The organism is Pseudobutyrivibrio sp. ACV-2 (assembly GCF_900107545.1).
GTDB lineage: Bacteria > Bacillota > Clostridia > Lachnospirales > Lachnospiraceae > Pseudobutyrivibrio.
In genome coordinates this window covers 222,669-234,807 of sequence record NZ_FNQZ01000004.1, presented here as the reverse complement: position 1 = coordinate 234,807, position 12,139 = coordinate 222,669, and the positions used below count along the sequence as shown (strand labels likewise).

Annotated in this window: 7 protein-coding genes and 1 pseudogene; 1 reads left to right on the top strand and 7 read right to left on the bottom strand. The window is 37.4% G+C overall.

The window, feature by feature from the left end; translation table 11 throughout:
* Positions 1 to 235 (top strand): annotated as a pseudogene (locus tag BLV53_RS06725) (ISNCY family transposase); the annotation flags it as partial.
* Positions 236 to 736: 501 nt separating this feature from the next.
* Here the strand turns inward: BLV53_RS06725 and BLV53_RS06720 are convergent.
* The 7 genes from BLV53_RS06720 to BLV53_RS06690 all read right to left on the bottom strand — a co-directional run bounded on the left by BLV53_RS06720 (position 737) and on the right by BLV53_RS06690 (position 12,131).
* Positions 737 to 1,117 carry a type II toxin-antitoxin system VapC family toxin gene (locus tag BLV53_RS06720; protein ID WP_090298921.1) on the bottom strand — a complete coding sequence of 127 codons (381 nt, stop codon included), beginning with the start codon at positions 1,115 to 1,117 and terminating at the stop codon, positions 737 to 739.
* The gene (locus tag BLV53_RS06715) at positions 1,114 to 1,317 is read right to left on the bottom strand and encodes a DUF2281 domain-containing protein (RefSeq protein WP_090298918.1); all 204 of its coding nucleotides are present in this window, start codon (positions 1,315 to 1,317) and stop codon (positions 1,114 to 1,116) included. Before BLV53_RS06715 ends, BLV53_RS06720 begins: the two co-directional genes overlap by 4 nt.
* A 457-nt stretch (positions 1,318 to 1,774) precedes the next feature.
* Positions 1,775 to 6,154 carry a coiled-coil domain-containing protein gene (locus tag BLV53_RS06710; protein WP_090298915.1) on the bottom strand — a complete coding sequence of 1,460 codons (4,380 nt, stop codon included), beginning with the start codon at positions 6,152 to 6,154 and terminating at the stop codon, positions 1,775 to 1,777.
* Positions 6,138 to 6,845 carry a DUF6063 family protein gene (locus tag BLV53_RS06705; protein WP_090298912.1) on the bottom strand — a complete coding sequence of 236 codons (708 nt, stop codon included), beginning with the start codon at positions 6,843 to 6,845 and terminating at the stop codon, positions 6,138 to 6,140. Before BLV53_RS06705 ends, BLV53_RS06710 begins: the two co-directional genes overlap by 17 nt.
* The gene (locus BLV53_RS06700; protein ID WP_090298907.1) at positions 6,842 to 8,389 is read right to left on the bottom strand and encodes a hypothetical protein; all 1,548 of its coding nucleotides are present in this window, start codon (positions 8,387 to 8,389) and stop codon (positions 6,842 to 6,844) included. The genes BLV53_RS06705 and BLV53_RS06700 overlap by 4 nt, the downstream gene beginning before the upstream one ends.
* The gene (locus BLV53_RS06695; RefSeq protein ID WP_090298904.1) at positions 8,389 to 9,420 is read right to left on the bottom strand and encodes a Wadjet anti-phage system protein JetD domain-containing protein; all 1,032 of its coding nucleotides are present in this window, start codon (positions 9,418 to 9,420) and stop codon (positions 8,389 to 8,391) included. Before BLV53_RS06695 ends, BLV53_RS06700 begins: the two co-directional genes overlap by 1 nt.
* A 152-nt stretch (positions 9,421 to 9,572) precedes the next feature.
* A complete protein-coding gene (locus tag BLV53_RS06690) occupies positions 9,573 to 12,131 on the bottom strand; it encodes a sensor histidine kinase (RefSeq protein ID WP_170830772.1) in 2,559 nt (852 codons plus the stop codon).
* Positions 12,132 to 12,139 lie beyond the last annotated feature (8 nt).

Genomic DNA, 12,139 nt, shown 5'->3' with positions numbered 1-12,139 from the left:
TGTTCTTCGTGGAACTGAAGATTGGAATACCACATACAAAATTAGAACTGTTGTCGAGCGTGACATCGATTACATCAAAGAGAATCTTTGTCTAGCTGGCCGCAGGACCCAAAATGAAAAAACTTTGCATGCAGATTTGATTCTTGCTGGAATTACACAACTTATAACAGTTGTATTAGCTGACAAAATCAACCACCATGAATTCATCCGTAGCCTAAAACCTCTGATTGCTTAGGTCTTACCAATTTAATAGTATTAGCTTTATTAAGTGCGCCTAAAATCTGCAATCATCAGTAATTTCGCGCCAAAGCGCGAAATATCATATTTCAGAATCAAGATTGCAAACGAGCGTCAGCGAGTTTCGCAATTACCTATTCCATATTATATTTACGAACTTCAAACCAAAACAAGTTATCCATAAATAACTCAAAACAACCTTGCCCAATACCATGATTACAATTCTTGCTATCCCTATAACTTTCTTTACAAATGAAATAGCTGAAATAATTAATAGAAGCACATATACTATTACCAACCATGCATTAAAACCCCATCCTACCTTCCTAACCTCCTGTTATACTTTTTGTAAAGACATAGTATTACCGCCTCATAAAGATGTATCTACAAAAGATGATACCATTAATCTATGTGCATTTTATAGCACATTAAAGATATAAAAAAGACTACTGAATTATACAGTAGCCCAATGAACAATCCTATATTTAGTTTGAAAAAGCTACCAAACCACATTTACAACTTGATATTTTGCAATCTTCTCATCCTTTGATATAAGAATCATTTTTTCTGTTACCGCCTGAGCCATAATCAATCTATCAAATGGGTCACTATGAATCAAAGGTAGCTCATTTATATAATCAAGATGCTTTGCCTCTATAGGAAGAATAGCAATCTTAGCTTCATTGCACATTCGTTCTAGCTCAGAAATAGAATGTCCTGTATCTAACTTACCTATACATTGTTTTATTGCTATTTCCCATAAAGAAGCAACACTAACACAAACTTTATCTCCGCTAGTCATCTTGTCTTTAGCATTAGATGAAACATTATCGCCGTTAAATAATGTCCACAGTAAAACATGAGTATCAATTAAAATCATTGCATGTACTCCTTAAAACAATCTGGCGTCTCATCAAAATCTTCTGCCATGTATTTTAAATCACCTTTATATAAATCGAAGATAACTTTGTTGTCATCACTTCTTTTCTTTTGCTTAAGGAAATTAACAAAATCAACAACTTCTGCAATATCATTATCTGATAAATCTTTAGCTGCTTCAATCAACTCTGCATATGCCATAAGTAACAACCTCCTTTTCTAACATAAATATACCATAAAAGACCTATTTCATCTATAGATAATGCATAAACCTTAGATTCGACAGCCTTATATAATTTATAATCATTTCCGTAATGTTCAATTACCTCTTTATAATTCATTAACCTATTAGTAAAACTCGGTAATTTTTTATTTTTTACCGAGTTTTACCAAAGCATTTATTATTTATACTATTTGTAAGGATTATAACAAATAATATTTGTTAAACGAAAGCTCTTCGACCATAATTATTATTACTTCATTTCACAGGTATAAAGTATCATTCGCTAAACTGTCAAAGCTTTATATTTCAAGGTTTCAGAAAAAACCTATAATATAAAACCATGGCAGACGAATAGTATTCTTGTCATACTATAATTCCCCCTGTTCACTGTAATTATTTATTCCTGTCACAATATCTTTTTTAGCTATCAAATTGTCAAAAAAGACTCATCTGTCCGTTCATAATCTTATAGTAACCATGTTCTATTCTCTCATTACCCTCATGCGTCATGATTTCAAAATTTGAGAGACTCTGTGCTTTTATAACAAGCTTGATAACACAATCAAAACAACCTACAACATCGCTCTTATTGATATCAGACAGACAAATCAACTGTACATTGAAGTGCTTTGCTATATCAAACATAGGCTTCAAAAGGTGTGCTGAAGTTATCTTTCCAAAAGGATTATCAAGGATGAGCACACTCCCCACATTTCTGCTGACCAGACCTGCTGATGACCTTGTATAATTCATAAGCGTAAGTACCACTGAAAAGAATACCACGAATTTCTCTGCACCGGAGCTCTGTGTAAGTGTTTCCTCCCAGCCCTTGTATCCAGAGTTTGCGCTGTTCATATCTATTTTGTAAACCTTGATTTTTATAGATTCCTGACGTATGTACTTATGAAGCAATCGCTCACTTGCGACTATCTTTCTTGCACGCTTCTGAATCTGCTTTTCATCAGTACAACCTCTAAGAAGCTCTTTTAACTCATTCGCACCAAGCTCAATCTCTGATTTAATAGATACTCTTGAGGCCTCCTCCGATATCTCCTTTTCCTCAGGAAGCTCCATCCTCACCATCTGAGTCTGAGGCTTGCCCTCAAAGATATGTGCCTTGGAGCTGGCTGCTATCATGCGAAGGTCTTGGTACATTCTCTTTCCCTGATTCATACACTGGTCTACTATGTCATTAAAATCATTTTCAATCTCCCTTAGATCAGTCTCAATCCTGCTGTTAATCTTCTCTATGGAAGCTGTCATTGTGCTGATACTCTCGCTAACCGTATAAAGGCGATCCCCCTTCATTCCTGAATCATCAAGCATCTCACCGATGGCGCCAAGCTTATTCACTATTTCAGAAAGAGCTATATCTTTAAATTCTACTACTGTAGTTCTTATACCGCTCTTAAGCTTTTCTTTATAATCCCTGAAGTCTTTCTCCACATAAATTAGATTATCATGTATAGATTCCCACTGAACATCTGGTTTTTCAGACAGTGTAACTGTTTTTATTATATTTCCAAAATGAATAGGCTTTAAGACATCTCCTACACGATCAAAAATTCGCTCAAGGAAATGCTTTTCACGCTCAAGAGAATCTTTCTCTTCGCTTAATTGCTTTATCTCCAGCTGTGCTGTCTTTACCCTGGATTTAAAATTCTCTCCTATATCATTTTGAGGAAGGGCTATCCCTTCAAAAGCTTCAAGAGCTTTTTGGGCAGCATCGAATCTCTGCTTTGCGGAGGCTTTTTTCACATTGCATTCACCAAATGTAGACTGCACCCTCTCCATTTTTTCTGAAGCGGATTTTACAGCTTCTTTGGCATTTTTTAATACTTCAGATGAAAAATGTACTGTCTCATATTCAAGCTTGTCACATTCGTAAGCTCTAAGCTCTTCCTCATATTCAGCTTTATCCTGTTGTGTTTTATCAAGGCTGGCTCTGAGATTATCCAGGGTTTCACTGAGGCTCCCCAAAAGTGTCTGATACTGCGAATACAGTTCTTCCAATGTTCCTTCAACAATCTCAGTTTGTTTTGCATTACCGGTATTCTCTAATACCACATGGACACGAGTTAAATAATCAGCCTGCTGCTTACATTCATTTTCCAATGTTGTCAGCTTCTCCTGACATTTAGCCTCCGCCGCACATGCATTTTTATAAGCTCTTTCTGCATCCTTTACAAGAACATACGCTTCCTGAGATTTTGTATACCAATCATTTTCTTTGGCGAGCATTATACTGAGTTCAGAAAATGACTCAAGCCATATTGTAAGTTCCTGTAAACGCTTTTCTTCACGATTCAACTCATCTCTAAAGGCATCAATCTTTTTCTTTAATTCTTCCTGTTCATCTTCCAGTTCTTTCCTTCTGTTCTCCAAAGAAATGATTTTCTCCTGCAGCTTTACAATAACGTTCTCCTGTAATGAATTCCAATCCTCAGGATAATCAAACTGCTCCACCAGTTTAATCTCGTCTTCGTACTCACGCATCCTTTCTTTAAAACGCTGGATACTCTCCTTTTTATCGATTATTTCGTTTTCCAATCTGCCATAGTAGCCAAGCCTATCAGCAAAATATGTTTTGTCAAAAGCAGCAAGATGAGAAGTACTTTCCAAGTCCCCTGACATAAGAGCATTCACCTGTTCCATCGTAAAAAGCGGTACTGAAGCAGGTAGCCACTCCACATTACCTGCAGATAAAAGCCCTTCCATTTCCTTTTCATTATTAAAAAGAAGTGAAAATGCAAATTCTGGGTGTCTCTCCATAACAGTCCTTGCTTTTTCCTGTGTAATGGCGCCTTTTTCCAAAAGACCTGTAATATATTCTTCGCCAGTCTGACAGTTAGCTCCTGTAGACACCACATATTTCATGATATCCGGCATGATATGAATATGGCCTTCTTTAGCCGCCTTAAGCCTTTCTTCTAATGATTGCTTGTCCTGTTGATGCTTTCTAAGCTTTGCCCCATTCATTTCTACTTCTTCCAGCAGTACACTTTTTAGTCTGCCGGAAAAAATCGAGCTATTCTCAAGACTGTATTTACTACAGATAGACTCAAGTGAATCCACTAATGCTCTGTATTCAGATAAAGTCTCCTCTGCAGCTTTCTTTTCCTTTGCCAGACTGTCCTGTTCAATTTTGACATCAGCCAATTCTCCAGGGATTGCATTTTTCCTTTCATCGAGAGCCTTTAGTTCATTTTGAATCTTTGCTATTAAGGCTGCTGCCTTTTCACTGTTTTCAGCCTGTCTTCTCTGCTCGGCATCTATATCTTTTTCAGAATAGAATCCATCCAGCATTCGTACTGCTTCTATTTTTAAAGTATTCACTTTTGCGTCTGTATTATCTTTTGAAGCGTTCAGATTCGCAGAAATCTGCGTATGCTTCTGTCTGGCATCATTTAATAGCGTTTCAGATTTTTCCATATCAGCTTTTTTATCACGCAGTTCACCTTTTTTTCCCTGGATCTTGTCATCAATTTGGGCGATACTCTGTGATAGAGCCTCACTCTCGCTTTTTGCTTTCATCATACATGAATATTTGAGCTTTTTAACAGCTTCCGCATCCTCGGAATCATTCTCTTTTTCTTCAATAATCTTCTTATATGCTGCTATCTGGCTGTCAGCCTCTACAATCTGCCTATAAAGCCTTGCTGATTGCAGTATATCTTCTTCGTGCTTTTTTTCTTTGGTTTCCTCCCTTGCTTGGTCAAGAGCTTCTTCTGCGTCAGACAGCGCATTAGTAGCTACTTCATATTCGCCGCGGGCATCATAGTATTCTTTGGACTTTTCTTCGTGTTCAATATGCCTGATTCTGGAATACACATTCTGAATTTCATTTGTAGTTCCAATTATACTTTCATCTATTCCCCCTATCTTCCTGCCAATAGCGGCCTTAAAACCACAGACCTCTCCTATACTATCTGATAGCTTTTCTCCGGCAGTATACAAATCGTCGCTAATCTCCCCAAGCTCAGATAATTCTGCAATAAGCCTTCTGTTCGTGTCTCTTTCCCTGATGACAGCTTCTTTCTCTGAAATTCTTTTTGCATAGTTGATAAGCATGGTTTCAAGGGTTGAATCCGTCCCATTAGAAACCACACTCTTCATTTTATTTTCAATTGCTGGAATAAAGAATTTGGCAATTAGTTTGTCCGATGTTTTTGCATCATCAAAATACTGGTTCAGTCCACCTTCATCCTTGTTGAGTGTCTCTATTACTGTTTCCCACTCCGACCTGTATATACCATATTCGGCAAGTTCCTTCGTCCACTTAGTGCTTTCATCAGATGAATATACTTCCAAAACACCTCTACTGTTTTTAGCCTTATCCCTAACATAAGAAAAAGGTGCAGGTACATATTTTCCATTTTCATTTTTAGATAGTTCCAACGCAGCTATGCTGTATGAAGAATAACTGTATTCATAAACAGTCTTAAAGGTGTAATACCTGATTGTATTGCCCCTTAAGTTTTCATCATTATTCTCGCTAGCGCTTCCGGCTATTGCAATACCTGTCAGAAGCTTATTATCACTTCCGTCCAGATTCCATTCAATAAGTACAAAAGAATGATCTCCTGGACGACCAAAATAATCCTCGATATGTCTTCCACCCGCCATGGCTCTGGGATGCACAGGCTGCATCATAAGCTGAACCAGAACCGTCTTGCCGCCACCATTGTTCAGATTAAACAGTGAATTAAGGGCCTCTCCCTTGTCTGAGGAAAGATCATATAATTCATCTGGGATAAAACGGTTGCCATCATTATAATTGAAGTTTACAATTCTGATCTTATTTATCTGCGGCATCTTCATCCCCCTCAATCCATGTGTTTATTATTTGGACTCGCTCTTTTCTAAGCACATATGGCATAAGATCCTTTGTTTTCTTTGTTGGAGCCACTCTTCCATCGTCCCCCTCTACAAAAAGATCATCTGCCCTAAACTTTAGAATAATCTTATTTACAATACCGTAACGGTCATCCACTCTTCTGCTTGCCGGATCACCTTCCTTTTTGCCCAGCCAATCTTCTGCCAACATATAAAAACTCTCACTGAAATCTTCTGCCTTATCTTCACCATCTACACCTTTCTGTGTCACGTTAAGACAATGTTCTGTGAACTCCTTAATAAGCTCTTCTTTTGTAATAAAATCTCTGACAAGCGCCTCTGAGCCCTCACCCTTGAAGAAAATGTACAAAATGTAAATAGCAAGATAATTTAGCAGGTAAAGATCCCTTGTCCTCACATCATTACTGGCCTTAATATCTGACCTATAATCAATATTATTTTTAAGAAATAAATCATTATCCTGAGTTGGAACAATATATATCCTGTTCTGCGCAGGAACTATTTCAAACCCAAGTTCTGTCCCCATCTGATCAAGCTCGTCCCTTGCTTCTGGATCTTCCACAAGGTTCCATAATATGCTGTTATCATCTCGATCAATCCACCCTTTTTTCATAAGCTCATGATAAAGCTTAAGCGCACTTTTATTCATCGTTCTACCTCAACTGTAAAATTAGTCATTTCTATTGTCACCTGCGTTTCCCCATCATCCACAGTAAACTCGCATTTCTGATCAGATGTAGAAAATCTTATCCTCTTCATATTCAGATAATTCTGAGGCATATTGCTGAGAACCCACAACAGGTCAAACTCACCAAGTGGTTCTTTGGCAAGCAAACTCTCATCTCCATTGAGCGCCTCAATATCAATCTCTTTTTTCTGATATATGGTCATAAGCGTGTTGGGAAGAGCACTTTCCTTATTCCATTTCATAAGCTCATCCATCGAAAGTGTCTTGATGAACTTCTTGATGTCAAAAGAGCTTTCCTTCTGAAGAAATGAAAAAAACGCCGTACATATCTCCATATATGTTTCGTTTCTTTTTCTGCCCAGTTCCTCAGCTTCTATGTCAGCATCTTCAATGCTAAGTCCCTTGTCCTCTTCTTCATTACTGATAATCCCACAAGCTGCATAGAAATTTTCAATACTGAATCTCTTGTCAAATTCAGGACTAAGCAGTGGTTCCATGATGGTGTATACTGCATCTCCCAGCCCATCACCCATCCTGCGTAGCTTATACATGATATCCTGCTCGAAATTCATACGCTCAAAGCTTTTTATTACAAAACTATCCCGTAACATCTGCTTATAGCTTTCTGAAACAGAACTCTTAACATTTATGAGGGAACGCTGCTCCAATATGGTAATATCCAAATTCATATTGATTTCGCTCAGCGCCTTCAAATTCTTCCTGGCTTCTTCAGTGTCTGCACCATTATCAAGAGCGCTTCTTATAGCCTCCGCCTCCTTGCGGGCATTCTTCTGTATTTCCTCCAGTTCTTTCTGCTCATCAAACATAAGGCTTCTGAACTGTCCTACTATTCTCTCGTACTCATCTACCGTTATCTTTGCAATATTCTCACGGCATCTCAAAATAAAATCATCCATGCTGTGACTCATGTTGCGGAGCCTTGCAACCAGCTCCCTGCTTTGGGAAAGTGCCTCGGAATAGTTTTTGCGTTTCATGTATTCCTGCATCTTAAAACGTGTAACAGAGTAATCCAGTTCAGATTCTATTTCTTTTGATCTATACAGAAAATCAAAAACATCGTCGGTCAGATGATAAGAGCCCTTTTCTTCATTAACAAGACGAACCGGCATCTTCTTAAAGCTTTCCGAATCTGCGTAAAAGGTATTATATTCAATGAGTTTCCCATTATTCTGAAGAACATTGACAACGATGAAACTGGCGAGTTTATATGTGTCAATTTCATATTCTTCAGGAATTATCTGGAGTATGCTGTCAAGAAATCCGGCAATATCCTTAAGTGTACAGGACTGCCTATCACTCAAAGTACGCTCCTTGATATACAAAAGAACGGCAACCACAATATTGTTTATATAATCATAGTCTCCCGCGAACATTTTCTTTATCTCATCCGGATAGCTTGTAACAGTGATACTCCTTACAATATCAATGAACTTCATTCTGTTCTGAAAATCCGAAAGCATCTCTTTTATGTCAGAACGAAGCATCAACCTTCACCTCCATTCAAATATTTGTATGATATTATTTCTTGGGGAATAAGCTTATTATTCTCAAATATGTCCGCAATAAATTTCTGTTCACTGCCAGAGAAAACATTGGTAAGATCATCGAAATGCATGCCCTGCTTCTTGGAAGATGGACTATCCTCGATTTCTATATTCCTTGCTCTTTCTATCATTTTCCTGTATCCGGGCACAAATAAAGATATATCAAGTCTGCCATTGGCATCTTTAGCTCTTCTGAATATGTCAAAGCCCTCTCTGTCTATATCTCCCCAGTAAAAAAATTTCACATCAGGATTACCCATGAATTTAACATATTCTTCGAGAGCCCCCGTTCTGTCAGAGACCTTGTTGCCCTCACCATAAACGACTCCATCGATTTCTATACCAAACAAACTCCTTATGCCATCCTCAAACATACGCCTTCGGATATTAAACCAGATATCTTTATTCTCGCATATGAGAAGCACCATATGCTCCTTCCTGACAGGGATATAATCGTGGAAGCAATACTCAGGAGTATCATAGAATCTAAGCTCAGACTCTGTAATCTGCAACTTATGTAAGAGGGCTTTAACCATACTGTCATCAAGTGTTTTTTCATGACCAAATATCTCAAAAGAGCGCTCTTTTCTGGATACAAAAGTCTCGTCATTATCTCCAAATAAATATATGCTCATCCCTTCGATTACAGCTCTATTTCTTTGGAATTCCAATGGGTGGGACGACAGGTATCCACTCCTTAGCAGTAACGGATGAAGTGTCTTGATTTCATCTATAGTACCTTTATCAGCCTCTTCTTTTACCAAAATCCTGTATTTCTTATATAAGGGATAACTAAAGTTTCCATTCATCCCAGAAGCTTTGACGGGTTCAATGATTTCATCCACTATCATCTTCGAAATCTGTTCATATGCATTTTTTTCATCCATTATGTCTATTTTTATAATGTTCTTAATATCTTCTAGAGTTATCGTTTTCTTACCATAATTTAATAACAGTTGCTTTACGTTCACAGAGTTTTCCTTTCTGCCAATCAGGATTCAATATCATCTATAAAATGCATCCCTCTTTCTGTTTTTCTTCCGACAATGCAACAAATTGTATTAATTAATCTGTCTTTACTTGTCTCTTGTCAGTTTCAATGACACTTAGTTATTCTAGCATTTTATTCCTCTTCTATCTCCTCAAACTCCACAATAGCCTTAAACAAATCCCCATCTATATCAAGCTTCAAAGAACCTCCCATGGATTCTGTCAGGCTTTTGGCGATGGAAAGGCCTAGGCCATTGCCGTCTGTGTAGCGGGATTTGTCGCCTCTTACAAAACGTTCCATTAGCTCATCTGCGGATATGTTAAGTTCATTTTTTGATGTATTTCTAAAAATAAATCGGATCTTGCCATCAACCTTTTTTAAGTCAATGTAGGCTCTGGTGTCTGGCTGGGCATATTTTACAATGTTTGACATAAGGTTGTCGAAAACTCTCCATAGGTAACGGTTGTCTGCCATCAGGTAAATGTCATCATCTGGTAAGTCAGTTACTACAGTAATTTTTCCAGCCTCAAGTCTATCTGAGAACTCTCCAATGGATTGATTTAATAAAACGCCAGCGTTGATGCGTTCTATATTAAACTTTATATTTCCTGTAGATGCCTTTGATGCTTCTATCAAATCTTCTATAAGCTTTTTGAGGCGGGCTGATTGACGGCTAAGTACTCCTAAGTACTCCTTCGTCTTGTCGTTATTGATTTCCTCTTTGTTAAGCAAGTCCACGTAGTTAATGATAGATGTAAGAGGCGTCTTAATATCGTGAGAGACATTTGTAATCAGCTCGGTTTTCATTCTCTCACTTCTGGTGCGTTCATCAAGTGCTACATTGATTCCCTCCTGGATTTGATTCATAGCAATAGCATGCTCCGATAAAAATAATGGCATTCCCTTTAGTTCAACTTTAGCTGTCAAATCTCCTGCAGCAAGGCAGGTTGCGGCTTCTTTTATGCGGGCATAGCTGTATAAAAGTTTATAAAGTGCTATGGCAAATGCCACCTTTTCAAGTGCCCAGAATGGAGCTATCTCTCTAGTGCTGTAGGACATCATGATTACGAAATATTCAATTATCGTAATTACGATAAAGATAATCCATATACGTCTTGTCCATTTTATATTCTTGCGAATCTTTATTGAAACCTGATGTAATACAACAAGTTGACCCTTTATCCAAACTATGAAACGGTAAGCAAAGGTGTGTTTAAAGAATCTATGTAGCTTTACATTGACTGCCAGATTTGCAGACCACATAAGTCCTACCATCATCATCACTACTTCAAAAAGACCATATATAACAACTGTAATACCTAAAGACAATTTACTTTCTCGCATATATACAGTAAAACTATAAACACATGCAAAAATAATATATTCAATTAATACAAAGCTCCAAAATGCTACATCAGTCCATATTTTGCTTAACCAGTTTACACAGATTTCTGCAAAGTCCTTCTTGTGACCGACAGCACACATGAATAATATATAGCAAAGGATTGAAATTACAAAAGAAAGTACCACCAATATCGGAAATACGTATTTCAAATTCTGCGCGAAACCTATAAACCATTTGGCCTGGGCATAGAAATCATATGTGCCATTGATTGTGTCCTTAGGGAAACATACGAAGGTGTATGCCACTGAATCAGGATTATCTTCATACACACCTATTGTTGATAGGCTATCAAAGGATGCACTCTCTTCATTTATCTCAACCAACTTGTCATGCAAAGGTGTTAAATCAGCCACGTAATCCGATAAAAGGAGCTCTTCCTCATAGGAATCTGAAATGATGTCTATCTCTGTATCAGGAAAACTTTTTGACAAAGGTGCAAATGCCATGTCCTCAATATATAAAATGGAGTCGTCATTCACCGTTGCGTTAGGCACCGCTTGCTCAGAAGGCAAATAATCTACCATATATTCTTCAGTAATTTTTTCCGTATCTTCTTCAGAACTCTCAATCGTATATGTAGTCTCATCACTATCTCCATCTTCTAACTGAGTGTAGTAGTCCACTACATCAGGCCTGTTTGCTTCCCAGATTTTTTTGTAAATTGTATTCACAGATGAATTAACAGCCCACTCTTTTGATTCTTCATCGGGATATGTGGATTGCATATATTCATAGTAATCTGACTTTAGCAAGTAAAACTGCCCATTACTATACACGTATGCCTTATCACTAATAGGATCATAGCCTATTCCTTTTACATTATATGTGTTATAAAGCTCGCTATAATGATCTATTACCTGATTGCCACCCCATAAGTCTAAAAATTTATCACTAAGAACAAACTCTGTATTAGGACTTATTCTGTAGTTGCCTATATAAGCATCATTTGGAACCTTAGCGACATCAAAGTTTTTATACAAATATGCATCAGCATCATTTATATTTACATCCTCACTATTCTTCCCTTGAATGATACCATAGTAGCAATTCATCTCACTGAGCTTATCTTTGTTAAAATCATTCTGGTAATCAGAAAGTGCAAGTGTGGCATAGCTTGTGCCGGCATACCTGTTTACATAATCTGAAAAATCATCTCTGTTACTTGAATAAATATTCCACCCCTGAAAAAATGCGCACACGATAAGTGATATAACGCAAATAAAAGCAAATACGGAACATCCAATTGCAAGCATCGCTTTACTAAAGTTGTTATATAATCGTTTCATAATCATCC

Excerpts from the sequence above, each read along its gene's own strand:
- BLV53_RS06690 (WP_170830772.1), bottom strand. The coding sequence starts at position 12,131 with ATGAAACGATTATATAACAACTTTAGTAAAGCGATGCTTGCAATTGGA.
- BLV53_RS06715 (WP_090298918.1), bottom strand. The coding sequence starts at position 1,317 with ATGGCATATGCAGAGTTGATTGAAGCAGCTAAAGATTTATCAGATAAT.
- BLV53_RS06710 (WP_090298915.1), bottom strand. The coding sequence starts at position 6,154 with ATGCCGCAGATAAATAAGATCAGAATTGTAAACTTCAATTATAATGAT.
- BLV53_RS06720 (WP_090298921.1), bottom strand. The coding sequence starts at position 1,117 with ATGATTTTAATTGATACTCATGTTTTACTGTGGACATTATTTAACGGC.
- BLV53_RS06705 (WP_090298912.1), bottom strand. The coding sequence starts at position 6,845 with ATGAATAAAAGTGCGCTTAAGCTTTATCATGAGCTTATGAAAAAAGGG.
- BLV53_RS06700 (WP_090298907.1), bottom strand. The coding sequence starts at position 8,389 with ATGCTTCGTTCTGACATAAAAGAGATGCTTTCGGATTTTCAGAACAGA.